17 protein-coding genes, 7 pseudogenes and 1 riboswitch are annotated in these 25,135 nt (G+C 70.1%); of the genes and pseudogenes, 12 read left to right on the top strand and 12 right to left on the bottom strand.

Annotated features, from left to right (window positions below):
* Positions 1-61 precede the first annotated feature (61 nt).
* Positions 62-1,224: pseudogene (locus CFB34_RS32750) on the top strand (acyl-CoA dehydrogenase family protein).
* A 60-nt stretch (positions 1,225-1,284) separates the two neighbouring features.
* Positions 1,285-2,025, top strand: a pseudogene (locus tag CFB34_RS32745) (IclR family transcriptional regulator).
* Between the two features lie 117 nt (positions 2,026-2,142).
* Here CFB34_RS32745 and CFB34_RS32740 read toward each other — a convergent pair.
* Together CFB34_RS32740 and CFB34_RS32735 are read right to left on the bottom strand one after the other, a co-directional pair.
* Positions 2,143-3,494 (bottom strand): annotated as a pseudogene (locus tag CFB34_RS32740) (chitinase).
* 249 nt (positions 3,495-3,743) lie between these two features.
* Positions 3,744-4,645: pseudogene (locus CFB34_RS32735) on the bottom strand (LysR substrate-binding domain-containing protein).
* Between the two features lie 94 nt (positions 4,646-4,739).
* On the opposite strand from CFB34_RS32735, the gene CFB34_RS32730 reads away from it, so the two are divergent.
* The 3 genes and pseudogenes from CFB34_RS32730 (at position 4,740) to CFB34_RS32725 (ending at position 5,945) form a co-directional block, all read left to right on the top strand.
* Entirely contained in the window at positions 4,740-4,877 is a 138-nt protein-coding gene (locus tag CFB34_RS32730; RefSeq protein WP_242808722.1) for a hypothetical protein, read from the top strand.
* A 43-nt stretch (positions 4,878-4,920) separates the two neighbouring features.
* A pseudogene (locus tag CFB34_RS39215) lies at positions 4,921-5,247 on the top strand (MFS transporter); the annotation flags it as partial.
* The gene (locus tag CFB34_RS32725; RefSeq protein WP_347404556.1) at positions 5,241-5,945 is read left to right on the top strand and encodes an MFS transporter; all 705 of its coding nucleotides are present in this window, start codon (positions 5,241-5,243) and stop codon (positions 5,943-5,945) included. The pseudogene CFB34_RS39215 and the gene CFB34_RS32725, both read left to right, overlap by 7 nt.
* Before the next feature lie 6 nt (positions 5,946-5,951).
* Here CFB34_RS32725 and cobJ read toward each other — a convergent pair.
* From cobJ to cobG, 4 genes and pseudogenes are all read right to left on the bottom strand, one after another.
* A pseudogene (gene cobJ / locus CFB34_RS32720) lies at positions 5,952-7,678 on the bottom strand (precorrin-3B C(17)-methyltransferase).
* Positions 7,675-8,408 (bottom strand): annotated as a pseudogene (locus CFB34_RS32715) (precorrin-2 C(20)-methyltransferase). The pseudogenes cobJ and CFB34_RS32715 overlap by 4 nt, the downstream one beginning before the upstream one ends.
* Positions 8,405-9,031, bottom strand: a complete 627-nt coding sequence (locus CFB34_RS32710; protein ID WP_046545711.1) for a precorrin-8X methylmutase — start codon at positions 9,029-9,031, stop codon at positions 8,405-8,407. Before CFB34_RS32710 ends, CFB34_RS32715 begins: the two are co-directional and overlap by 4 nt.
* A complete protein-coding gene (gene cobG / locus CFB34_RS32705; RefSeq protein ID WP_278190122.1) occupies positions 9,024-10,388 on the bottom strand; it encodes a precorrin-3B synthase in 1,365 nt (454 codons plus the stop codon). Before cobG ends, CFB34_RS32710 begins: the two co-directional genes overlap by 8 nt.
* Before the next feature lie 106 nt (positions 10,389-10,494).
* Positions 10,495-10,686: riboswitch (cobalamin riboswitch) on the bottom strand.
* A gap of 142 nt (positions 10,687-10,828) precedes the next feature.
* Between cobG and CFB34_RS32700 the strand changes: the two genes are divergently transcribed.
* The 5 genes from CFB34_RS32700 (at position 10,829) to cobM (ending at position 15,108) form a co-directional block, all read left to right on the top strand.
* A complete protein-coding gene (locus CFB34_RS32700; protein WP_143329443.1) occupies positions 10,829-11,125 on the top strand; it encodes a hypothetical protein in 297 nt (98 codons plus the stop codon).
* 141 nt (positions 11,126-11,266) lie between these two features.
* Positions 11,267-12,520 (top strand): precorrin-6y C5,15-methyltransferase (decarboxylating) subunit CbiE, encoded by a 1,254-nt coding sequence (gene cbiE / locus CFB34_RS32695; RefSeq protein ID WP_089440095.1) that lies wholly within the window; start codon positions 11,267-11,269, stop codon positions 12,518-12,520.
* Entirely contained in the window at positions 12,520-13,608 is a 1,089-nt protein-coding gene (locus CFB34_RS32690) for a cobalt-precorrin-5B (C(1))-methyltransferase (protein WP_089440096.1), read from the top strand. Before cbiE ends, CFB34_RS32690 begins: the two co-directional genes overlap by 1 nt.
* Positions 13,605-14,336, top strand: coding sequence for a cobalt-precorrin-6A reductase (locus CFB34_RS32685; protein ID WP_089440097.1), 732 nt, complete (start codon positions 13,605-13,607; stop codon positions 14,334-14,336). Before CFB34_RS32690 ends, CFB34_RS32685 begins: the two co-directional genes overlap by 4 nt.
* A 43-nt stretch (positions 14,337-14,379) precedes the next feature.
* A complete protein-coding gene (cobM, locus tag CFB34_RS32680; protein ID WP_089440098.1) occupies positions 14,380-15,108 on the top strand; it encodes a precorrin-4 C(11)-methyltransferase in 729 nt (242 codons plus the stop codon).
* A 202-nt stretch (positions 15,109-15,310) separates the two neighbouring features.
* On the opposite strand, the gene CFB34_RS32675 is transcribed toward cobM, so the two are convergent.
* A complete protein-coding gene (locus CFB34_RS32675; protein ID WP_089440099.1) occupies positions 15,311-16,489 on the bottom strand; it encodes an MFS transporter in 1,179 nt (392 codons plus the stop codon).
* 133 nt (positions 16,490-16,622) lie between these two features.
* Between CFB34_RS32675 and CFB34_RS32670 the strand changes: the two genes are divergently transcribed.
* A complete protein-coding gene (locus CFB34_RS32670) occupies positions 16,623-17,138 on the top strand; it encodes a MarR family transcriptional regulator (RefSeq protein ID WP_089440100.1) in 516 nt (171 codons plus the stop codon).
* A gap of 217 nt (positions 17,139-17,355) precedes the next feature.
* On the opposite strand, the gene CFB34_RS32665 is transcribed toward CFB34_RS32670, so the two are convergent.
* Complete coding sequence (locus tag CFB34_RS32665) at positions 17,356-18,063, bottom strand: pirin family protein (RefSeq protein ID WP_089440101.1); 708 nt, start codon at positions 18,061-18,063, stop codon at positions 17,356-17,358.
* Positions 18,064-18,156: 93 nt separating this feature from the next.
* Positions 18,157-18,921, bottom strand: coding sequence for an SDR family oxidoreductase (locus CFB34_RS32660; RefSeq protein WP_089440102.1), 765 nt, complete (start codon positions 18,919-18,921; stop codon positions 18,157-18,159).
* A 139-nt stretch (positions 18,922-19,060) separates the two neighbouring features.
* Here CFB34_RS32660 and CFB34_RS32655 point away from each other — a divergent pair, with 139 nt between their 5' ends.
* The gene (locus CFB34_RS32655; RefSeq protein ID WP_089440103.1) at positions 19,061-19,978 is read left to right on the top strand and encodes a LysR family transcriptional regulator; all 918 of its coding nucleotides are present in this window, start codon (positions 19,061-19,063) and stop codon (positions 19,976-19,978) included.
* Positions 19,979-20,106: 128 nt separating this feature from the next.
* Here the strand turns inward: CFB34_RS32655 and CFB34_RS32650 are convergent, their stop codons facing one another.
* From CFB34_RS32650 to CFB34_RS32640, 3 genes are all read right to left on the bottom strand, one after another.
* Entirely contained in the window at positions 20,107-20,811 is a 705-nt protein-coding gene (locus CFB34_RS32650; RefSeq protein ID WP_069247971.1) for a glutathione binding-like protein, read from the bottom strand.
* 182 nt (positions 20,812-20,993) lie between these two features.
* Positions 20,994-22,118, bottom strand: coding sequence for a porin (locus CFB34_RS32645; RefSeq protein ID WP_089440104.1), 1,125 nt, complete (start codon positions 22,116-22,118; stop codon positions 20,994-20,996).
* Positions 22,119-22,349: 231 nt separating this feature from the next.
* On the bottom strand, positions 22,350-25,052 hold the full coding sequence (locus CFB34_RS32640; RefSeq protein ID WP_089440105.1) for a LuxR C-terminal-related transcriptional regulator: 2,703 nt from the start codon (positions 25,050-25,052) through the stop codon (positions 22,350-22,352).
* Positions 25,053-25,135: the final 83 nt, after the last annotated feature.

The raw sequence follows: 25,135 nt of genomic DNA, 5'->3' as shown, positions 1-25,135 counted from the left end.
CGCCGGGCGTTTTCCTTTTGAAAGCGGCGCAGCCGCTTCGCCTTTTCCAGGAGTGCATGCCATGCAGTTCGACCTGACCGATGACCAGCGCGCGATCGAAAGCGCGATCGAGAAAATCTGCGCGCGCTTCGGCGACGACTACTGGCTCGAACGCGACCGCGCGGGCGGGTTTCCGGCCGACTTCCACGCGGCGCTCGCCGAGGCCGGCTGGCTCGGCATCGCGATGGACCCGGCCCATGGCGGCGCCGGGCTTGGGATGACCGAGGCCGCGCTGATGATGCGCACGATCAGCGCGTCGGGCGCCGGCCTGTCCGGCGCGTCTGCCGTCCACATGAACATCTTCGGGCTGAATCCGGTGCAGGTGTTCGGCACCGACGCACAGAAGGCGCGCTTCCTGCCGCCGCTGATCGCCGGGCGCGACAAGGCGTGCTTCGCGGTGACCGAACCCGATGCGGGCCTCGACACCACGCACCTGAGCACGCAGGCGCGCCGCGACGGCGACCATTACGTGCTGAGCGGGCGCAAGATCTGGATCTCGACCGCGCAGGTCGCGAACAAGATGCTGATCATCGCACGCACGACGCCGCTCGACCAGGTCGCGAAGCCGACCGACGGGCTGAGCCTGTTCTATACCGACCTCGACCGCTCGCGCGTCGAGGTGCGCGAGATCGAGAAAATGGGCCGCAAGGCGGTCGATTCGAACATGCTGTTCATCGACAACCTGCGCGTGCCGGAAAGCGACCTGATCGGCAACGAAGGCGACGGCTTCCGCTACCTGCTGCATGGGCTGAATCCCGAGCGGATCCTGATCGCCGCGGAGGCGATCGGGCTCGGACAGGCCGCGCTGCGCCGCGCGACGCAGTATGCGTGCGAGCGCGTCGTGTTCGGGCGGCCGATCGGGCAGAACCAGTCGATCCAGCATCCGCTCGCGCAGCGTGGATGCAGCTCGAGGCCGCGTGGCTGATGTGATGAAGGCCGCGACGCGCTACGACGCGGGGCAGTCGTGCGCGCGGAGGCCAACGCCGCGAAATACTCGGCGCGGAAGCCGCGTTCCAGGCTGCCAGACGGCGGTCGCGACGCCACGGCGGGATGGGCTATGCGAAGGAATACCATGTCGAGCGCTACCTGCGCGAGTGTATGATTCCGAGGCTCGCGCCCGTGAGTCCGCAACTGATCCTGTGCTACATCGCGGAGAAGGTGCTCGGGCTGCCGAAGTCGTACTGACCGGTCCGACCTGGCAGCCGGCCCGGTGCGCGGTGTCCCGTTCCGATTCAAGCACTCGTCATGGACGTCAAACTCGTTGCCCGCACGCTCGACCTGTTCGAGCTGTTCGCCGCCGAACGGCGGCCGCTGCCGCTCACCGAACTCGCGCGCCTGCTCAATGTGCCGGCGTCGAGCTGCCTCGCGATGGCGCGCACGCTCGTGAGCCGCGGCTACCTGTACGAAGTACGCAAGCGCGGCGGCTACTACCCGACGCGCCGCCTGCAGACGCTCGCCGCCGCGATCGACGCGACCGATCCGGTCGTCGACATCGTCCATCCGCATCTCGTCGCGCTGCGCGACGCGAGCCGCGAGACGGCGGTGCTCGGCAAGATCCAGGGGGTGTCGGTCACGTATCTCGACGTCGTCGAATCGGAGCAGGCGATCCGCTATACGCGCGCGCCGGCGAACTGCGCCGCTGCATGCGAACTCGATCGGCAAGGCGATCTTCGCGGAACTGGCCGGCGACGCGCAGCAGGCGCTCGGCGCGCAGTTGCCGTTCGAGCGCTTCACCGACGCGACGGTGGCGGATCTGCCCGCGCTCGTCGCGCAAACCGCCGGTTTCGCGAACTCGGCTGGGCCGAGAACTTCGGCGAGAGCGCGCCCGAGCTGTCGGCCATTGCGGTCGCACTGACGCTCGACGGCGACTGGTACGGGCTGTCGGTGGTCGGGCCGACCGAGCGGATTCGCCAGCATCGCGACACGCATGCGGCGCTGCTCGTCGACGCGAAGGCGAGGCTGCTGGCCGAGCACGCGCGCGACTGAAAGCGGGCAGGGTGCTACCGATCAGCGGGCCGTCCGCCGGCGATCCCGTAGCGGGCGATCGCCGTGAACGGCCCCCGATGCACGGGCCTGAAGCCTAGCGCCGGCCGCTACGCCGCATCACGACTTCACCCACACGCCGCCCGCACTCGGGTTGTCGCCTTGCGTCCACCATTTCGCGCAGTATTTCGCGCCCTGGTACATCACGCAGGTGCCGCCTGAATACGCGGTGGTGGCCGACCACGTGCGGTGCCGCCGCCGACCGCCTTCCACACGGCGGCCTGGCCGGGCACGTCGCCCTGCGTCCACCATTGCGCCTGGTACGTCGTGCCCTGGTAGGTGACCGTCGCGCCGGCCGTATAGACCTGGCCGGCCGCCCAGGGCGCACCCGGCTGCGGCGTGCCGCCGTTCGAGCCGCCGCCGTAGTTCGGATCCTGCGTGACGCCCGCGCCCCACTTGCCGTCGAGCTGCTTGAAGATCGTCGCGAACGCATACGGCTGCTGCGCGACGCCCGAGCAGGTCGGCGACGCATACGAGCCGCCCGACGGGCAGGCCTGGTCGCGACCGACCGACCAGTTGCCGAAGAAGCCGTAGCCGTTGCCGACCGCCGCGTTCAGCGCGCTTTGCGCATTCGCGAGCGTGAAGGTTTCGCCCTGCACGTCGTTCACGCCGATCATCGGCGTGACGCCGACCATCTGCCAGAGCTGCGCATTCGTCTTCGGCTGGCCGGCCGATTTGAAGGCCGTATCGAGCTGCGAATAGAGCGCCTGCGCGGCACTGATCGCGGCCGCGCCCATGTCGAGGTTCGCGGGCCATAGTCCATCGCCATCACGTTCACCGCATCGAACGCGGTCTTGTTCGAGATCGCCGCGTTGACGACGTTCAGGCCGTCCTGCGTGAGCCCGGTCGGCATCGTCGCAACGTCAGCGTGACGTGCAGCGGCTTGCCTTTCGCCGCATAGCTCGCCTGCAGCTGCGTGACCGCCTGGAAGTTGCGTGCGACCGCGGCCGTGTCCGTTTGCGACGCACCTTCGATGTCGAAGTCGATGTGCGTGAGCCGTACGTGTCGATCACGGTCTGGTACGCGCTCGCCAGCGCGGGGACCGTCGTGCACGCCTGCATCAGCGGCGTGCCGTTCGCGCCGCCGAACGACACGGCGACTTCGCCGCCTTTCGCGCGATAGCTCGCGATCGACGTCGACAGCGCGGTCAGCAGGCCGCCGCTTGAGCCGTTGCCGATCGGCTGCACGCCGCCCCACGACGGCACACAGCCGTTGCCCGCGACCACGAACGCGAGCGTGAACTGCTGGATGCCTTGCCGGACGCCGATCTGGTCGACGAGCGGCGTCGGATAGAGCGTCACGTCGACATAGGGCGCATAGACGCCGGCGCCCTGGGACACGCTCGCCACGGCAAGCAGGCAACCCGCCGCAAATGCGCGCGGGATGAAACGCGGCAACACATTGTTGTTCATTGTGTTCTCCAAGTGGAAGAGGATACGCTGGCCCGCGTATCGCCGCCGGTCGGGCGACCGGGCATGCCCGGCCGACGGCGTGCTCATCTTGGAGGATTCGCGTCGAATAGTGAATGGTCAGGAGTTCTTTTTGTTATTTGATTCCCGATACGTAACGATCTTGCCGATTCGACACAGTTCCGGCATGCGCGACGCGGGTGATTTTTCCGATCGACCGGGTGAGGCCCGCCGCGTATTGCTCGCCGTGCTTCAAGCCGATGGCGGCTGCACGAGCGAGCGTGCCAGCGCGACGAAGCGTTCGACGCACACCGATGCGAACGGCTCGTTCCACGACACGATCTGCTCGACCGCGCGCGTGCCGGCGAGCGGCACGTAGACGACGCCCGGACGCTGCAGCGTCGCCGTGAAGCCCGGCACGATCGCGATGCCGCGCTCGGCGGCCACCAGCGACACGAGCGTCGTGATCTGTGCGGCGGTCGCGCCGATCCGCGGCGTGAATCCGGCTTGCGCGCACAGGTCGTCCAGTGCCGCGGTCAATGCCGAGCCGTAACCGGGCGGAAAGGTGACGAAGGTTGCGTGCGCAAGCGCTGCGACGTCGACGCTCGCACGGCTCGCGAGCGGATCGCCGGCCGGCACGGCCGCGACGAGCGGTTCGCGCGACACGACGAGCGACGCCACCGGCGCGCCGGGCGCACCGTGCCATGCCCAGCCGAAACCGATGTCCATCGTGCCGTCCGCGATCTGCTGGCGCTGGCTTGCGGTCGCCACCTCGCGGAACGCGAGCTCGACATCGGGCATCGTCCGGCTCGCGACGCGGATCACGTCCGGGAACGTGTCGGACATCGGAATCGAACTCGCATAGCCGATCACGATCCGCCCGGCGATGCCCTGCGCGATCTTGCGTGCACTCGCCTCGGCCTCGGCGGCCGCGCTGACGACGTGGCGCGCATGGTCGAGGAACGCGGCGCCCTCCGGCGTCAGCCGCACGCGCGCGTCGAACGCTCGAACAGCCGGACGCCGAGCTCGCTTTCCAGCGCGGCGATATGGCGCGTCAGCGGCGGCTGCGCGACCCGCAGGCGCAACGCCGCGCGGCCGAAGTGCAGTTCGTCGGCGACGACCACGAAATAGCGGAGGCGGCGCAGGTCGAGCATTGTTGTCGTTCCGGTATCAATCGCGATGAAAACGGTATTGGCGTGCACGCGGCGCGCTCGTCAGACTGTCGGTATCGACGACCAGGCAGCTCCGATGAACGACAGGACCACGCGCATCGCGTTCTTTCTCTGCGGCTTCGCCGCGTTTCTCAATCTGTATTCGACGCAGGGCATCCTGCACGAACTCGCGGCCACCTTCGGCGTCAGCGCGGAGCACGCGGGCAGGGCGTGAGCGCCACACCACGGCCGTCGCCATTATCGCGCCGTTCGTCGGCGTGCTGGCCGCGCGCATCGAGCGGCGCGTCGCGATCTCGCTCGCGGCGGTGGCCGTCGCGCTGCCGGTCGTGTGGTCCGCGCAGGCGGGCAGTTTCGCGTCGTTCCTCGGCGCGCGCTTTGCGGCCGGTCTCGTCATGCCGTTCATCTTCGCGCTGTCGATCGCGTATATCGCCGAGCGCTTCGATCGCGGCACGTCGGCCGAGATCAGCGCGCTGTTCGTCGCCGGCACGACGCTCGGCGGTTTCGCCGGCCGCTTCGCGACCAACCTGATGACGTCGATCTGGGGCTGGCGGCATGCGCTCGACGTCGTCGCGGCGTTGTGTCTCGTCACGGGCGTCGCGATCTACGCGAGCCTGCCGGCGTCCGGCCAACCGCGCGGCGCGTCGAGCATGAGGCAGATCGCGGCGCGGGGCCGTCCTGGCGCATCGTCACGCGCGGCCCGCTGCTTGCGTCGTTCGCGATCGGCGCATGCGTACTCGCGTCGCAGGTCGCGACGTTCACGTTCGTCGGCCTGCGCCTCGCCCGCGCGCCGTTCAACTTCGGCACGGTCGGGATCGGCGCGATCTATGCGGTGTTTCTGGTGGCGGTGGTCGTGACCCCGCTGGCAGGACGCCTCGCGCGGCATCGCGGCCCGCGCGCGCCGGGGCTTGCCGCGGCCGCGCTCGCGATCGGCGGGGCGCTGTTCACGCTGTCCGACCACGTGCCGGTGATCCTGGCCGGCCTCGCGCTCAGCTCGACCGCCGTGTTCGTCGAACAGGCGTCGGCCAACACGTTCATCTCGCAGGCGGCGTCGAGCGCGCGCTCGACGGCGATCGGCATCTACCTGTCCTGCTATTACTTCGGCGGCAGCCTCGGCTCGATCCTGCCGGTGCCCGGCTGGCATCGGTGGGGATGGGCCGGCTGCGTCGCGTTCGTGGTCGCGGCGCAGGCCATCGTCGGCGTGCTCGTATGCCGGTTCTGGCATGCCGACGGTGCAGCCGGCACTGCGCAGGCAGACACGCGCGGCGTCACGCCGACGCGCTGACCGGGTTCAGCGATACCAGCGCGGCGTATAGACCCACTCGCGTGCGTTGCCGACCGCGAAGCGCCGCGTCGTCGACGAGCCGACGATCACCATCGTGCGCATGTCGACCTGGTCGCTGCGCAACGCGCCGAGCGTCGTCGTCGTGAGCGTGGCGCCGGCCGGCCGATGTCGCGGCCGAGCACGACCACCGTCTCGGCGCTGCGGTGCGCGCGCACGACGTCGAGCGCGCGATCGAGCTGCCACGGTCGTGCGCGCGAGATCGGGTTGTAGAACGCCATCACCAGATCGGCCTGCGCCGCATGCCGCAGGCGCGTCTCGATCACGTCCCAAGGCTTCAGGTTGTCCGACAGCGAGATTGCACAGAAATCATGGCCAAGCGGCGCACCGGCCTGCGCGGCCGTCGCGAGCGACGCCGAGATGCCGGGCTCAATGCGCAGGTCGACCGCGGCCCAATGCGGGTCGCGCGCTTCGTCGAGCGCTTCGAGCACGGCCGCGGCCATCGCGAACACGCCCGGGTCGCCCGACGACACGACCGCGACGCGCCGGCCTTCGGCCGCAAGCTCGAACGCATGGCGGGCGCGCTGCATCTCTTCGCGATTGTCGGTGCCGTGCACGCGCTGGTCGTCGCGGAACGGGCCGGCCATGTTCACGTAGGTCGTGTAGCCGAGGATGTCGGTCGCGTCCGCGAGCGCGGCGCGCGCAGCCGGCGTGAGCCACGCGGCGCCGCCCGGGCCGAGGCCGAGCACCGTCAGCCGGCCGCGCGCACGGCCGAGCGTGGCTGGATCGACCGGATGCGACGCGACCGTGCATGCGATGCCGTTCGTCGTGGCACGCAGCGTGTGTGCGACGCGCAATGCGCGACCGAGCAGGGTGGCCGCATCATCCGTCGCGTCAGCGTCGCCGCCTTTATCGGTATCGGCATCGACGAAACGCAGCGGCACGTCGAGCGTGTCCGCGGCTTCTTCCAGCACGGCATCACCGATTGCCGATGCGGGCGCAACGATCGCCGCGAGCGCCAGTCGTGCGAGACCTTGCGAATCGAGTGCCGCATCGATGCGTGCGGCAAGCGCTTCATCCGCGTGGATAGCCTGCGCATCGACGCCGATCACCACGCTGCGCGGATGAATCACGAGTTCGTCGCGCGACCCGCGCCATGCGTTGGGTGTCACGCGAATCGCATGCGCGGCCGCATCGTCGCGCGGCAGCGCGACATCGTCGAGCCACGGCGCCGCGCCGTCGATGCGCGTCGACGCGCCCGCGAGCAGATCGGACACGAAGCGCTTGCCCTGGCCGAGATCGGCGAGTGCATAGCCTTCCGGCGGATTGAGCACGCACGCGCCGAAACGCAGTTCGCCGCTCGTCGTGATCGCCGGCGCAACGCCGACGCATGCGGCGATTTCCCGCGCGATCACGTTGACGCCCGTCAGCCCGCCGAGCAGCGGCACGACCGCCGAGCCGTCTTCCGCCACCGCGAGCACGGGCGGCTCGACGCCCTTGTCGGCGAGCGAGGCGGCAATGCAGCGGATCACGATGCCGGCCGCGCACAGCGCGACGATCGGCAGCCCGCGCGCATAGAGTTCACGCAGGTGCGCGCCGAGATCGTCGAACGGCACGTCGGCCGCGACGCGCGATGCGAGGCCATGCACGCGCGCGCCCGGATAGCGCGCCTGGATGCGCCGCGCGGTATCGAGCGCGCCCGCGCCGAGAATCACGATCGCGGGCGGAGTCGTCATCCTTGCCATTTTTCCCCCGGCACGACGAGCAGCGAGAAATACGGCGACGCCATCGGATCGACTTCGTCGAGCGGCACGATGCGCTGGCTCGCCATCGTCGCGCGCTCGACATACAGCGCGCGCTTCGCGAGCCCCAGTTCGTCGAGCACGCGGCGCACCTTGTCGAAATTGCGGCCGAGCTTCATCACGACGGCCGCGTCGGCCCGCGCGAGCCGCTCGCGCAGTTCGGGCTCGGGCAGTACACCCGACAGCACCGACAGGCTCTGGTTGCGATAGACGAGCGGCTGGCCGAGCACCGCGGTGCCCCGAGCATTGAACACACGCCGGGGATCACCTCGGTGTCGTAGCGCGGCGCGAGGCGGTCGTGCAGGTACATGTACGAGCCGTAGAAGAACGGGTCGCCTTCGCAGATCACCGCGACGTCGCGCCCCGCGTCGAGGTGCGCGGCAACGATCTCGGCAGCCGTGTCGTAGAAGTCGGCGATCACCGTCTCGTAGCACAGCGGTGGCGGCAAGGCCTCGGTCGTCACCGGATAGACGAGCGGCAGTTGCGTCTGCGCGTCCTGCAGGTGCGCTTCGACGATGCCGTACGCATTGCCTTTCTTGCCCTTCGCGACGAAATACGCGACCACGGGCGCGGCCTGCAGCACGCGCAGCGCCTTGATCGTCATCAGTTCGGGATCGCCGGGGCCAACGCCGACCCCGAACAGGCGTCCGCGCGCGGTCGTCATTCGACCTCCGTCGCGAGTGCGTTGACCGCAGCCGCCGCCATCGCGCTGCCGCCGCGCCGGCCGAGCAGGGCGACGTACGGCACGCCGCGGCTGTCGGCATCGAGCAGCGCCTTCGATTCGGCCGCGCCGATGAAGCCGACCGGGAAACCGAGGATCAGCGCGGGGCGCGGCGCACCGGCGTCGATCATGTCGAGCAGGTGGAACAGCGCGGTCGGCGCATTGCCGATCACGACGACGCTGCCCGCGAGATGCGGGCGCCACAGCTCGAGCGCGGCGGCCGAACGCGTGTTGCCGAGATGCCGCGCGAGATCCGGCACCTCGGGCTCGCCGAGCGTGCAGATCACGCGGTTGTCGGCAGGCAGCCGTGCACGCGTGATGCCTTCGGCGACCATCCGCGCATCGCACAGGATCGGCGCGCCGGCCGCGAGCGCCGTGCGGCCCGCCGTGCCGGCGCCGGCCGAGAAACGCAAGTCGTAGACGACGTCGACCATCCCGCACGCATGGATCACGCGCACCGCGAGTTTCTCGAGGTCGGGCGGAACCTGCGACAGGTCGGCCTCGGCGCGGATCGTCGCGAACGACTGGCGGTAGATTTCCTGCCCGTCGCGAATGTAGTCAAGCATCGGTGGTGTCCTGGCTGTGCCGCGCGCCCGTCAGTCGGGCCGCGGCCTGGTCAATCGTCAGATGGCGCGCGAGCGGGGCGCCGAGGCCCGCCGCGGCGTCGCGCCGGTAAAGGTCGTAGTGCGCGGGCGCAACCGCGACGAGCGTGTGCGTCGCGGGATGCGGCAGCGCGCAGTGGCGCTCGCAGCCGGTCAGGTGCACGTCGACTGCGTGGCCGATGCGGGCGGCGAGCGCGAGGGCGTCGTGCTTCGTGTCGGCGCGCGCCTTCGCGCAGCCCGCGCTGCCGGTGCACGCGACGAGCGTCGCCAGCGGGTCGGACGACGCGCAGACGAGGCCGAGCGACGCGAGCGCATCGCGCGTGGCCGGTGCGCGTTCGCGCGATACGCGATGCAGGAATACGCCTTGCCATGGCGTCATCGACAGCGTGCCGTCGCCGTCGGTTTCGGCCAGCGCGGCGAGCCGTTCCAGTTGGGTGGCATCGAGCCGGCCGAGCACGAATTGCGCGCCGACGTTGCAGCGCGTCGCATCGAGCGACGGGCGCACGCCGAAACGCAACGTCGGGTCGGTGCACGTGCGGCGCCAGCCGGCAAGCGCCGGATCGGCTTCAAGCGGAAAGGGCAGGTAGTGCTGCGCGCGTTCGAGCAGCACACGTTCGCCGCATATTGCGAGCAGCGCGCGCATCCGCGTGACGTCGGCCGGTGCGAGATCGAGGAATGCGAGCAGCAGCGCGCGAACCAGCGCGGTAGCTTGATCGGGCGCGACATCGACCGAAGCGGGTGGATCGTCGTATGCAACCGGCGGACAGCCGGTCAGCCCGGCCGCGATGCGCACCGCGCCATCGCCGCGACGCCAGGCGGCCAGCCAGATGTCGTGCGGATGGTCGAGCGCCGCAACCGATTCGCCACCGTCGAGCTGGATCGAGAATTTCGGCGACAGCTCGCCGCGGCGGGGCTCGCGCGCCAGCATGTCGAAGAGCGGCGCGGCGAGCGCGCGGCTGTCGACGAGTGCGGCAGGGTCGTGGCCGGCGAGCGGGCTGAGCATTACGTTGCGCACGTCGTCGCTCGCGGCGAGCGCGGCCGCATCGGCGTCTGCATTCGAGGTGGCGTCGACGGGCGGGCCGAGACCCGCTTCGAGCAACGCACGCGTCAGCGCGTCGGCCGCGCCGTCGCGAATGCCGCGCAGCTGGAGATTCGCGCGATTGGTCGCGTCGATCGCGCCCGAGCCGAAGGCGCGCGCGGCGGCGGCGATCGCACGTGCCTGACGCGCGTCGAGCCTGCCGCCCGGCAGCTTGATCCGGCACAGCCCGCCGTCGACGGCCGCGACCACGCGCACGAGCCCCGGGCAGGCCGACGGGCGCACGACGGGCGACGCAGGAATCGAAACGGGGGCGGAACTCAACGGGGTACCGGGACAGTGTCGGGCCGCGGCCAACGTATCGGTACACCCCGCCCGACGCCGACTGGCACGCACGCACTTTCTGGCCGGCAGGTCTCCTGGCTGACAGGTCGGCGCCGGCTCCCGGCCTTCCCGGTGGAACCAGTGGCATGAGGGGGAGATCGGCTCGCTGTCTACAGTTGCGGGGGCAGCCACAGCGGCGCGTGGCGCGCCCTGTGTTCCCTCTTCGGCCCCGAGGGGCACCGGCGAACGAACGGCCGTAGGATACCCGATTTTCGAGACGATCCGGCATTGTCGATTTGCCGCACAACCGCGTCACAGCGCAGTTTCAGCCGGTTTTGCTCTATCTCGCAAATGGTACGATTGGCAGCTCGACACCAGGCCGGCGACCGCCGGTATCCGCGATGAGACTCGCCAGGACGGAGCTGTTCGGCATGGGCATTGCGCTCGGCCTGCTGGCCATCCCGGCCTGGATGCTGCTCGCGTGCGTATTGATCCCGCTTGCGCCGTCGGCCGAGTGGCCGAAGAATGTCGGCCTCGCGGGCCTCGGCGTGCCGATCGTGGCGGGCGGCACGTTCCTGTACCGGAAAACCGATGCACGCTCGCTCACGTGGCTGCTGCTCGGCTGGCTGCTGATCGCGTCGATCGGCGGGATGGTTCTCGCCTTGCTGACGTTCGTCGTCGGCGTGCCGCTCGGGTGACGTCGTCGTCGCATCGCACCGGCGGGCGGGCAGCACGCACGGCGCGGGGGCGGATCGGGATCATCAACGAATCAACGCGCGGCAGCCCGGCCGCCGCGCATCGCAACACACGGTAGGAAATCGAACGATGGGGAAGGGTGCATGACGGCGTGGCTGACGGTAGTGGGCATCGGCGACGACGGTTACGCGGGGCTCGGACGCAGTGCGCGGCGCGCATTGCTCGACGCGACGCTCGTCGTCGGCGCGAAGCGGCATCTCGACATGCTGCCCGCACGGCTGCCGGCCGCGCGCGAAACGTGGCCGTCGCCGTTCGACCTCGCGGGCGTGCTGGCGCGGCGCGCGTCGCCCGTCTGCGTGCTCGCCAGCGGCGACCCGATGCTGTTCGGCGTGGGCGCCACGCTCGCGCGCCGGCTTTCCCCCGACGAATGGCGCGTACTGCCCGCGCCGTCGTCGCTGTCGCTCGCGGCCGCGCGCCTCGGCTGGGCGCTGCAGGATGTCGGCGCGGTCTCGCTCGTCGGCCGGCCGCTGGCGACGCTCGCGCGTCACCTGCTGCCCGGGCGCCGCCTGTTCGTGCTGAGCGCCGACGGACGCACGCCGGCCGCCGTCGCGGCCGAACTCGTCGCTCGCGGCTTCGGGCCGACGCGCATCAGCGTGTTCGAACATCTGGGCGGCCCGCTCGAGCGGCGCCTCGACGGCCTCGCGCAGGACTGGCGCATCGACGAAACGGCCGCGCTCAACCTGGTCGCACTCGACTGCCAGCCCGGCCCCGACGCGCCGCGCCGCGCGCTCACGCCCGGCCTGCCGGACGATGCGTACCGTCACGACGGCCAGCTCACCAAGCGCGACCTGCGCGCGATGACGCTCGGGCGTCTCGCACCGGCGCCCGGCGAACTGCTGTGGGACGTCGGCGCCGGCAGCGGCTCGATCGGCATCGAATGGATGCGCGCGCATCCGTCATGCCAGGCGATCGCGATCGAAGCGCATGCGGAGCGGCAGCGCTTCATCGAGCACAACCGCGACGCGCTCGGCGTACCGGGCCTGCAGCTCGTCGCGGGCCGCGCGCCCGACGCGCTCGCGGGACTCGCCGCGCCCGACGCGATCTTCATCGGCGGCGGGGCGACCGCGCCCGGCGTGCTCGACGCGTGCTGGGCCACGCTGAAGCCCGGCGGCCGGCTGGTCGCGAACGCGGTCACGCTGCAAGGCGAGATGATGCTCGCCGCCTGGCGCGACGCGCATGGCGGCACGCTCACGCGCGTGTCGCTCGCACACGCCGAGCCGCTCGGCCGCTTCGATACGTGGCGACAGACGTTGCCGGTCACGCTGTACGACGTGCGCAAGCCCGACGCGGCCGACATATCCGCCTCGTCGGCCGCGACGAACACAACGGACGCGTGATGCGCGACGAGACTCCCGAACAGCCCGCGCCGCTACGCTTCGGCTATACGACCGGCAGCTGCGCGACCGCGACGTCGCTCGCCGCCGCGCGGCTGCTGCTCGCGGGTCGTGCGGACGACGCGGTCGAGATCGTGCTGCCGAAGGGGCAGCGCGTGATGATGCGGCTCGCGTTCTGCCGGGCCACCGCCGACGGTGCGGAAGCCGGCACCATCAAGGATGCCGGCGACGATCCGGACGTTACGCACGGCGCGCTGATCTTCGCGCGCGTCGCGCTCGCGGCGGCGCCCGGCGTGCGGTTTCATGCGGGGCCGGGCGTCGGCACGGTCACGCGCGCGGGGCTGACGCTGCCGGTCGGCGAACCGGCGATCAACCCGGTGCCGCGCCAGATGATGACGACGCACCTGGACGCGCTGGCGGCCGAGCACGGCTATGCGGGCGGCTTCGACGTGACGATCGGCGTCGAAGGCGGCGAAGCGCTCGCGCTGAAGACGATGAACCCGCGCCTCGGCATCGTCGGCGGGCTGTCGATCCTCGGTACGACCGGCATCGTGCGGCCGTTCTCGTGTTCGGCCTATATCGCGTCGATCCACCAGGGCATCGACGTCGCCCGCGCGAACGGCATCGCGCATATTGCCGCGTGCACCGGCAACGCGAGCGAGGACGCGATGCGCGCGCACTATCAACTGCCCGACATGGCGCTGATCGAGATGGGTGACTTCGCGGGCGCGGTGCTCAAGCACCTGCGGCGCGCGCCGGTCGCACGGCTGTCGATGTGCGGCGGCTTCGGCAAGCTCAGCAAGCTCGCGGCCGGCCATCTCGACCTGCACAGCCGCCATTCGAGCATCGACCTGCCGCTGCTCGCGCAGTGGGCGGCCGAAGCCGGCGCAAGCGACACGCTGCAGGCCGCGATGCGCGCCGCGAACACCAGCCAGGAAGCGCTGAAGCTCGCGCACGCCGACGGCGTGCCGCTCGGCGATCTCGTCTGTGCGCAGGCGTTGCGCGTCGCGCGCGACATCGTGCCGCCGTCGGTCGCGGTCGAGATGTTCGCGATCGACCGGCAGGGCCGCTTCGTCGGGGAGGCGCGATGAGCCTGCGCATCCTGCTGCTCGGCGGCACCGGCGACGCGCTGAAGATCGCGCGCGCGCTCGGGCCTCGGCACGTCTACAGCCTGGCCGGCCTCGGCAAGGTGCCCGACGATCTGCGCTGCGACGTGCGTGTCGGCGGCTTCGGCGGCGCGGCCGGGCTGGCCGCCTATCTGCGCGACGCCGGCATCGGCCTCGTGATCGACGCGACCCACCCGTATGCGGCGCAAATCAGCGCGAATGCCGCCGCCGCGGCGCGAGAAGCGGGTGTGCCGCTGTGGGCGCTGCGCCGCGCGCCATGGTTGCCGCAACCCGGCGACGACTGGCGCATGGTCGACGACTGGGCCGGCATCGAAGCCGCGCTCGCGCCGTTCAGGCGGCCGCTGTTCACGCTCGGCCGCGAACCGCTCGCGCATCTCGACGCGATCCCGCCGCACCAGTTCTGGCTCGTGCGCTGCCTCGACGCGCATCCCGGCAATGCCCGCGCGCAGATCGTCGCCGCGCGCGGGCCGTTCACGCTCGACGGCGAGCGCGCGCTGTTCGCGCTGATGGGCATCGACGTCGTCGTCAGCAAGAACAGCGGCGGCGCGGCCACGGAAGCCAAGCTCGAGGTCGCGCGCGAACGCAGGCTGCCGGTCGTGATGCTGCGCCGGCCGCCGCTGCCCGACGCCGACCGCGCGTTCGATTCGGCCGCGGCGCTCATCGACGCGCTCGATCCGGCCGCACGCGCATGACGCCGCGCGGCCGGGCATCCCATGAATTGACGGAGATTTTTCGATGACGGTGTATTTCATCGGCGCGGGCCCCGGCGACCCGGAGCTGATCACGGTGAAGGGCCAGCGCCTCGTGCGCACCTGCCCGGTGATCCTGTATGCGGGTTCGCTGGTGCCGGCGGCCGTGCTCGACGGCCATCGCGCCGAGCAGGTCGTCAATACGGCCGAACTCGACCTCGACGCCATCGTCGCGCTGCTCGCCGGCGCGCATGTGAAAGGGCAGGACGTCGCACGCGTGCATTCGGGCGACCCGTCGCTGTACGGTGCGATCGGCGAGCAGATTCGCCGATTGAAAGCGCTCGGGATTCCGTATGAAATCGTGCCCGGCGTCACGGCCACGGCCGCGTGCGCGGCGACGCTCGGCGTCGAGCTGACGCTGCCCGGCGTCGCGCAGACGGTGATCCTCACGCGCTTCGCGGGTAAGACAACGATGCCGGAAGGCGAAGCGCTCGGCGCGCTCGCCGCGCACCGCGCGACGCTCGCGATCCATCTCGGCGTGCGCCATCTCGCCCGCATCGTCGACGAAGTGCTGCCGCATTACGGCGCCGATTGCCCGGTCGCGGTGATCTATCGCGCGAGCTGGCCGGATGAAGAACGCGTGACCGGCACGCTCGCCGACATCGTCGCCAAGGTGCAGGGCACGCAGATCGAGCGCACGGCGCTGATCCTGATCGGACGCGTGCTCGATGCCGAAGGGTTCGCCGATTCGACGCTGTACGCGAGCGCGGGCTGATCACGCGCGGGGCGGCCCGGCTTCGGTACGGCGTGCGCGCAGGGGTGTGTCGCGCGCCGCGCCGATCGTGACCGCGCCACCAACGAAGTGGATCGGCGACGCCGATTCACCGAGAATGCCGACGACAGGGACCAGGTTGAGCGGTTGAGCACGCCCACCGTCCTGTCCGATCGCGGCGGGGCAACATTGCGCGGGACACATGCTACGCACGCGCCGCATGCAGCACCCGCTTCGGCGCAAACCCCGCCGCCAGCGCAAACAGCGCGACACACAGGCAGGCCATCGCGATCCACGCCGGTGACAGATCCGCGAGATGCTGGCGCACGATGCCCGCCGCGAACGGAAACAGCCCGGCGATCAGGTAGCCGATGCCCTGCACGAACCCGGTCAGCGATGCGGCGTCGGCCGGCGTCGCCGCATGGTCGACGGTGACGATCAGCGACAGCGGAAACAGCGCGCCGATCCCTGCGCCCATCAGCAGCGCGGCCGGCAGCGCAAGCGCTTCCGGTGCGGCCAGCATCACCAGCAAGCCGACGAACAGCGACGCGATCGCCGCATGCAGCGCGGGCCGGCGATCGGGCAGGCGGTCGATCGTCGCCGAGATCGTCAGCCCCGCGACGACTTCCGCGAGCGTCACGCCGCCGAGCAGGCTGCCGGCCGCCGTCGGCGACCAGCCGAGCCGCATGTAGTACGGCGGCAGCCACGCGAGCACGAGCGTGTACGCGCCCGTCGCAATGCCGAAGAACAGCGCGAGCCGCCACGCGCGCGTCGAGCGCGACGGTTGCGCGTTCGACGCCGACGTCGGCCCGGCGGCGAGCGCGTCGCCGCCGCGGCTGGCCAGCGGCCACGCCAGCGCGGCCACCCCGGCCGGCAGCGCCCAGCCCGCGAGCGCGGGGAGCCAGCCCCACTGGGCCGCGGCGAACGGCGCGACGACGCTCGCGAGCACGGCGCCGCCCATGATCGACGTCGAATAGACGCCCATTGCACCACCGATCCGCGACGCGAAATGCGCCTTCACGAAGCCGGGCAGCAGCGCCTGCACCATCGCGATCCCGACGCCCGCGCAGCAGGCGCTCGCGAGCAGCAGCCACGCATGCTGCGCGCCGATGCGCGACACGCAGGCGAGCCCGATCAACGCGACGCCGAGCCAGACGCCGCCCGCGATGCCGGTCAGGCGCTGCAGGCGCCGCGCACTCAGTGCGCCGAGGCCCATCAGCAGGATCGGGATCGTCGTCAGCAGGCTGGCCGCGCCGTCACTGATGCCAGTCGCGCGCTGGATCATGTCGAGCAGCGGGCCGACCGCGGCTAGCGCCGGCCGCAGGTTCAGCCCGACGAGGACGATGGCGGCAAGCCGCCATCCGGGGGAAGTGAAGCGATTCATTGCAAGGCCCTCGATATCGGTGCGCGGCCGCCTCGGGGGAGGTGCCGCGCGCTTTTCATGTAAAGTATCTCGACATCAAGATAAATGCTGATTTATCTCGACGTCAAGATAACTGGTGAGCCGAGGAGGGTTAATGGATCGAGCCGCGCATGCACTCGCACAATGGCGCGCCGAGCGTCCGGATCTCGACGCGTCGTCGATGGTGGTGATGGGGCGGCTGCAGGAAGCGGCGCTCGTGATCGCGCGCGACCGTCTCAATCCGCTGTTCGCGCGCTACGGGATGCAGCCGGGTGAGTTCGACGTGCTGGCCACGCTGCGGCGCGGCGGGGCGCCGTTCGCGCTGACGCCGACGGCGCTGTACGACGCGCTGATGATGTCGTCGGGCGGGATGACCGCGCGCATCGACCGGTTACAGAAGGCCGGGTGGGTGGAGCGCCGGCCGAACCCGGCGGATGGGCGCGGCACGCTCGTCGCGCTGACGGAGACCGGCCGCGCGCTGATCGATGAGGCAGTCGTCGCGCATATCGACAATCAGCGGGAATTGCTGGCCGTGTTGTCGGATGCGGAACAGGCACAGTTGTCCGAACTACTGGGAAAGTTGCTGGCGGGGCTGGGAGACGGGGCGTCGAAAGGGGCGGAGGGAAAGTAGCGCCGCAGAATGCGCGAGGCGAACACACGAGGCGGAAAAATCGTCGTGAAGGATCGTAGACGTCGCTTGCCGAGCGGTTGCAGACGCCCCCCGTCACGCGGAATCCACGTCTGCGCCTCAGCGAAAAACGGCCAATAAAGCGACCAAACCGAGCTTTTCGTACGACGCGCCACTATTAAAGCATGTCGTTGCGATCGAACCGAAAGATACGGTTTCCTTACCGAAAAAGCTCGACCATCACGACATCGGTGTCGTCTCGTGCCACCAACGTGAGCCGCGATTCGTCGCGAACGGCAACCCCGTCGCGCGGCGCGAGCCGGACGTCGCCGACATCGAGCCGGCCATGATCTGCAACCAGGTACGCCACGCCTGACCCCGGCAACACGTGATGCACCGTCGTGCCTGCGCGTAATGTCGCGATGCGCACGCGCGCGTCGGCGTGGATGGGCAGCGCGCCCGCGCACACGTCATCGGGATCGCCGCTCGCCAGCGTGACGAAGCGGCCTTCGCGACATTCGCGTGAACAGGTTCGCGTCGCCGAACGCGGCGTGCCGCCAGGCGTGCGCGGATGCAGCCAGATCCGGAACAGCCGCGCAGGGACATTCTCGTCGTTGCGCTCGGCAAAGTGGACCGCGGCGCCCGCACGCATCGCCTGGATGGAATCGGTGACCAGCCGTGTGCGATTGCCCGCGTCATCTTCGAACGTGATCGCGCCCGAGCGCACCCAGGTCACGATCTCGACGTTCCGATGAACGTGCAGGCCAACGCCGGCATGCGGAGCGAACGCTTCGTCGTTCCAGGCGTAGAGCGCGCCGAGCGAACCATGATCGGGGCGGCCGCAGGCGCCGAGGCGGAAATGCATCCGCGTGTCGCGCCAGTCGCTCCGGGTCGCGCCAAGCAACTGAAACGATCGATGTTCGATCATGAGGTGTCCGGATTCAAACGCGCGTACGCGCCGGGCGCGGGCTCGATCGTCGACGATCGCATCCGCACCCGGCGCAATGCTTAAGCGCAATGCTTAAATCTGCTGCTGGCCGCCATCGACGAACAGCTCGACGCCGTTCACGAAGCTCGCGTCGTCCGACGCGAGGAACAGCGCGGCACTCGCGATCTCGCCCGGTTCGCCGAGGCGTCCCATCGGGATCTGGGCCGCCAGGTAATCGGCAAGACCCTGGCGCTGGGCGGCGTCGTCGCCGGCGAGGTCGAGCAGGCCGGGCGTGCGGGTCGCCCCCGGGCTGATCGTGTTCACGCGGACGCGGCGGTCCTTCAGGTCGAGAATCCAGCTGCGTGCGAAGGCGCGCACCGCGGCTTTCGACGCCGAATACACGCTGAAGGCAGCGGTGCCGGCGCTGCCCGCGGTCGAACCGGTGAGAATCACCGATGCGCCTTCGGCGAGCAGCGGCAGCGCTTTTTGCACCGTGAACAACACGCCTTTCACGTTGCGATCGAAGGTGTCGTCGTAGTGTGCTTCGGTGATGTCGCCGAGCGGCAGCATCGAACCGCCGCCGGCGTTCGCGAACAGCACGTCGAGGCGCCCCTGTTCTTCCTTGATCTGCGCGTACAGCGCGTCGAGCTCATCGAGCTTCGTGGAGTCGACACGGACGCCGGTCGCGTTCCCGCCCGCTGCCTGGATGCCTTTCACGGCGGCATCGAGTTCGGCCTGACGGCGACCGGTGAGGTAGACGTGCGCGCCTTCTGCCGCGAAGCGTTGGGCGGTGGCAAGACCGATGCCGCTGGTTGCGCCGGTCACGAGGGCGATCTTGCTGTCGAGTTTGCGTGCCATTTTGCTTCTCCTTGCATTCGATAAGTGGGACTGCGTTCGGTGTGGCGTGCTGCGATGTGAGGAGAATATCGACGCCCCGATCATTTCGAAATAGAATTGATTGCAACCTAACGTTGCATAAATGAAAAGATGAGGGACGATGGCCAAGCTGCCGGATTTCGAAGGACTCGCGATGTTCGCGAAGGTCGCCGAGGAAGGATCGTTCGCGGCGGCGGCGCGTGCGATGGGGGTGTCCGTCGCGACAGTCTCGCGGGGCGTCGCCCGTCTGGAGGACCGGCTGGGTGCGCGGCTCTTCAATCGCACGTCGCGCCAGCTCGCGCTGACCGAGTTCGGCCGGACCATTTGTGAGACGGCCGGCGAGATTTATCGCCGGGCCGAGGAGGCGGAAAGCGCCGCGCGCGAGATGTCGTCGCAGCCGCGTGGATTGGTGCGGCTCGCCGTGCCGATGTCGTTCGGGCTGCGCTGGGTCGCGCCGCTGTTACCCGGTTTCTTTCGCGCGTATCCCGAGGTGTCGATCGACTTGCATCTTTCCGATGCGTCGGTCGATCTGGTCGCCGACGGTTTCGACGCCGCGCTGCGCATCGCCGCGCTGCCGGATTCCTCGCTGGTCGCGCGGCGGCTGTGCGCGGTCACCCAGTTCCTGGTGGCGTCGCCGGCGTATCTGAAGCGGGAAGGACGGCCCGCCCATCCGCGCGAACTGGTGGATCGGCCGTGCCTTTCCTATGCGTATCGCGCACGCGGCGATGTGTGGCGGTTCACGAACGGCGCGGGTGACGAGGAACCGGTCATGCCGACCGGACCGCTGCGCGTGACGAATGCCGATGCGCTGCTGCCCACGCTGCTCGATGGCCTCGCGATTGCGGAACTGCCCGAATTCATCGCCGGCGAATATCTGGCCGATGGCCGCCTCGAGGCGCTCCTGACCGACTGGTCGTTGACGAAGGGCGGCCTTTACTTCGTCACGCCGTCCGCGCGCGCCCGTCCGGCCAAGGTGGCTGCGCTGTCCGATTACTTTGCGGAACACCTGTCCGATCCGTCGTGGCGGTGGCCCAGGTGATGCGCCGGCGCAACTGAACACCGACCGCCTTCCCGGAAATTCGCAACGAACTTCAAATAAAAAACCCGCCGCGCAATGCGGCGGGTTCTTCAGATCGCGGCCTGCACGGCGTGCATCCGCTTGACCCGTCAGCCGCGCGCCGGAATATTGAGCCCGCGCTCGACCGCCGGACGCGCCACGAACGCGTCGAGCACCCGCTTGACGTTCCGGAACTCGCTGAAGCCGACCAGGTCGCCCGCTTCGTAGAAGCCGACGAGGTTGCGCACCCACGGGAAAATCGCGATATCGGCGATCGTATAGGTATCGCCCATCACCCACTGACGATTCGCGAGATGTGCATCGAGCACGCCGAGCAGGCGCTTCGATTCGTCGACGTAGCGGTCGCGCGGGCGCTTGTCCTCGTAGTCGCGGCCGGCGAACTTGTGGAAGAACCCGACCTGGCCGAACATCGGCCCGATGCCGCCCATCTGGAACATCACCCACTGGATCGTCTCGTAGCGGCCCGCGAGATCCTTCGGGATCAGCTGGCCCGTCTTGTCCGCGAGATAGATCAGGATCGCGCCCGATTCGAACAGCGGCAGCGGCTTGCCGTCCGGGCCGTTCGGATCGATGATCGCCGGGATCTTGTTGTTCGGGTTCAGCGACAGGAAAGCGGGCGAGAACTGGTCGTTCGTGTCGAAGCGCACGAGGTGCGGCTCGTACGGCAGGCCGGTTTCCTCGAGCATGATCGACACCTTGACGCCGTTCGGCGTCGGCAGCGAGTAGAGCTGGAGACGGTCGGGATGCTGGGCCGGCCACTTTTGCGTGATCGGGAAGGCGGACAGGTCGGACATGGAGGGTCGCTCGTCGAAGTGAAGGATCCGCGCCCCGTTCCTGCTGCCGCATGCGCCACGGTCGACGGCGAGACGGCAGGGCGGAGCGCGCCGAAAACGCCCACTGTAGCCGATCCCGCCGATCGATGCAGGTGGTGGCCACGCGCGACCGCCGCGGCATCGCCAGGCGCCGCCGGCAACCGTCAGAAGTTGTGCCGCAGCCCGACCATCGCGGCCGTCGTGCCGACGCCCGGCGCGACCGGCTGCCCGTACACGAGCATCTGGTCCATCGTGCCGCGGTTGTTCACGTGGCCGACCTGCGCATAGACCATCGTCCGCTTCGACAGGCTGTAGTCGGCCGCGAGCACGACCGCCGTCGACTTGTTCGCCGACACGTTGCGATCCTTCAGGTAATACACCGCGGACGTCACCTGCAGCGCGGGCGTGAAGCGATAGCCGAGGCCGGCAGACAGCATGTCGAGGTTCACCTTGTCCGCATGCGACGGATTCCGGCCGTTGCCGTACGACGCCGACACCGAGAAATCGTGGATCGTATATTTCGCGCCGAAGTAGATGAAGCGGTTGTTGTCGACGCCGGTCGGCGCGACGCCCGGCGCCGGGCTCGTGTCGTGGCCGTTGTAGTAGGCGGCCGAAGCATTGAGCCCATCGTTCGCATACCTGAGCACGACCGATTCGCGCGTGCCGCCCTGGAACTGCCCGGCCACGCCGCCCGGCGCGTATTCGAGCGCGATCGACGCCCCCGCGACGGTCGGCGACTGGTAGACGAGCGCATTGCTGTCGTAGAGCGCGCCGATCGCTGCGTTGGTGCTCGCCCCCGACCAGCCGGCCGCCGTGTTCAGGCCGAGCCACGCAATCAGCACGCTGCCGAAGAACTGCGCGTTGCGCACGTCGGTGTCGGCCATCGCGTAGATCATCGGCACGATCTGGCGGCCGGCCGTGAATGTGCCGAACGGGCCCGACACGCCGAGCGACGCGACCTGGTTGAAGATCGCGACGGCGCCCGGCGTGTCGCTCAGCTGCAGCTTGCCGCTGCCGCTGTCGAACGAGCCCTGCAGCTTGAAGTTGACCTTGTAGCCGCCGCCGATGTCCTCGCTGCCCTTGATGCGCCAGAAGCTCGAGTAGATGCCGCCGTCCTTCATGCGGAACACCTTGCCCGTGTTCGGCGCGGTCGGGCTGAACGACGCCGCCGACGTGCTCTGGTACAGCAGGCCCGAGTCGATCACGCCGTAGAGCGTGACGGAGGATTGCGCATGCGCGAGCGCCGAACAGCCGGCAAGCGCCGCGAGCGCGGCCAGTTTCGTCTTCATCGAAGTCTCCAGGGGCGTATTGGACCGGACGGGATCGAGCCCGTCCGGGTGAAGCGGGAAAGCAGGGAGGCTGGCGGGAAGGTGTGACAGGCGACGCCCGCCTGAGCCGTGCGGAAAGACTACGCAACGGCGAGCGGCCGCTCCCCCCCATGCGCGGGGGGCAGGGTTGCGGAGAATCGGCGGAAGGCGGGCCCGACGCTGCGCCCGATCGGCGGAACCGGCGTTACGACGTCAGGGCGCGCTTTCGAGGAGGCCGAGCACCAGCGCGCGGCGCACCGCATGCTTGCGCGAGCTGGCGTCGAGCTTGCCGAACAGGTTCTTCAGGTGCCACTTCACGGTTTCCTCGCCGACGGCGAGCGCCACCGCAATCTCCTTGTTCGACAGGTTGCGCGCGAGCAGCTCGAGAATCGCGCGCTCCTTCGGCGTCAGCACGACGCTCGGCACCGCGCGCGGGCTGGCCACGGCACGCGGCGCGGGCGGCACGATGCGCGGCAGCGGCAGCGCGTGCCGCGCGGGGCCGCTGCCGGTGGCCGCTTCGTCGCCGGCGCGGCGCGCCCAGTCGGCGATGGCCGGATGCGCGTCGGCGAGCGTGCGCGTCAGCCCGAACAGGTCCGCGAGGTTCATCGCTTCGTCGAGCAACGCGCGGCCGCCGCCGCCCGACTGTTCGCGCGCGAACGCGCTGAGCGCCATGATCTCGATGCGCGCCTGGCCCATGCTCATTTCGCGAGCCAGCACGGCAGCTTCGTCGAGCGCTGCGCTTGCGTCGTCCCAGCGGCGCGCGGCCAGCGCGGCACCCGCGTGCGCCGTTGCCTGCAGCAGCACGACGGGGCGCCGCCACAACGGCCCATGCGACGGAAACTCGGCCGCGGCGATCGCATCGATCCGCTCGACGAGCGCATGGCAGGTCGCCTCGCGATAGCGCGCCGCATGAATGCGCACCTGTTCTGCGAGGCTCGCGACCGACAGGCGCGGCAGGCGGCGCGCGACCCCCATCGCGTCGAGCGCTTCGAGCAGGTCGATCGCGCGGTGCTCGACGCCGCGCAGCAGCGCGATGCGCGCGGCGGTGCGATAGCCGAGCAGCACGGTGTCGGGCGTGCCCGCGTGTTCGAGTACGTCCAGCCGGTTCGCGAGCAACGCGGCGGCCTGGTCGACGCGGTCGGCCTCGTACGCGAGCGCCGCGCACATCGCCGCGAGCATGCAGGTGAGGGGATGGCGGCGCCCGAGATCGGCTTCCGCACGCGCCAGCGCGGGCGACAGCGCGTCGTCGGCCAGCCGCACCTGGCCCTCGCGCAGGTAGCTCAGGCCCGTGATCAGCTCGCCCCAGCGTGCGACGTAGCCGAACCCGGCCGCCGTCTCGCCGCGCGGCGCCGCGTGCTGGAAGCGGCGTGCCTGCGCCGGTTCGCCGACGATGATCGCGCGCGCCGACAGCCGGTTCGCATGCATTTGCGCGAGCCAGGTCGCCGCCGGCGGCGTGAAGTCGGCCCACGGTTCGAACAGCTCGACGAAGCGGTCGATTTCGTCGGCGTAATACGCGGCCGCGCTGAGGATCAGCGCGCACTCGTAGCGCATCGCCGCGGGCGTGCCGGCGTCCGCGAGGATGCCCGCGATCTGGCGCTGCGCTTCGACATGGCGCTCGCCGAGCGCCAGCGCCCACGCCACGGCGACGCGCAGCGTCGGGCGCTTGTCGAGCTCCGCATCGGGCAGCAGCGCAAGCCAGTCGAGCACGTCGTTGATGCGGCCCTGCTTGATCGCATCCTCGAGACAGCGCTGCGCGAGCGCGTACGCCACCTCGAACTGGCCGGCCGCATACGCGTGACGGGCGGCTTCCTCGGTCATCCCGTGCGCGTCGAGCCAGGCAGCCGCCCGCGCATGCAGCGCGCTGCGCTCGGCGTCGGAGCCCGCGGCCAGGCGGTCACGCAGCGTGTCGCGCACGAGTGGATGCAGCCGGCACCAGTCCGAATCGTCCGACGCAATGAACAGCGGCGTGTCGCGTGCGAGCCGGGCGAGACGGCCGGGTGCGCCTGCGTCGTCGAGCAGCGCGGCGCATAGCGACGGATGCAGGCGATCGGCGACGCTCGTGCGCGTCAGGAACGCGGTGTCGTCGGCCGACAGGTTCGCGAGCAGCAGCTCGACGAGCCGGTCGCGCGTGCCGTCCACGCGGGCGGCAAGTGCGTCGACCGCCTGGCGCGGGTCGGCCGAGCGCGCCATCGCGGCCATCGCGAGCTGCAGGCCGAGCGGCCAGCCGTCGACGCGCTCGAACAGCCGCGCGCACGCGTCGGCGTCGACCCGCTGCGCAAAGCGCGCGCCGACCAGCGCGATCGTCTCGTCGAGCGTGAAGCGCAGCCAGTCGGGGCCCGCGAGCGTGCATTGCCCGCCGGCGAGCAGATCGCCGGCCACGAGATCGAGCCCGCGCCGCGCGGCGACGACGACATGCAGGTTTTGCGGCGCGTTGTGCAGCACGTAGGTCAGCGCATCGAGGCCCGCGGGCGGCAACCGCTCCGCATCGTCGACGATCAGCAGCGCATCGATCGACAGTTGCGCGACCTCGGCCAGCCACGCGGTCACGCCCTCCAGCGCGCGCGCCGCGTCGGCCGCGCCCATCGGGATCAGGCGCCCGAAGCCGGGCCGTGCACAACCGGTCCGCACCGCCTGCACGAGCCCCTGCAGCAACCGCGCCGCATCGTCGCGCTCGTCGGCCGACAGCCATACGACCGCACGGCCGAGCGCGAGGGTTTCGCGGCGCCATTGCGCGAGCAGCGACGTCTTGCCGTAACCGGCCGGCGCCTGCACCAGCGTGACCGGCCGGCCGTCGAAAGCGGGCGCGGCGAGGCTCAGCCGCGCGCGGGCCAGCAACTGCGCCGGCACGCGCGGCGCGGTCGTCTTCAGGACCAGTTCGGTGGGAGGCGCGTCGGCGCGATCGGGTGGGTGGGCCATCGGGGCAACAGTCGGATTCCGGCGGTGCCGTGCGGGCCAGCGTCCGGGGTGGGTGTGGGGGAAGGATCGGTCGAACCGCGTTC

This window comes from Burkholderia sp. HI4860 (assembly GCF_002223045.2).
Lineage (GTDB): Bacteria > Pseudomonadota > Gammaproteobacteria > Burkholderiales > Burkholderiaceae > Burkholderia.
The sequence above is the reverse complement of the archived record's forward strand: the minus strand, read 5'-3'. Positions and strand labels throughout refer to the sequence as shown.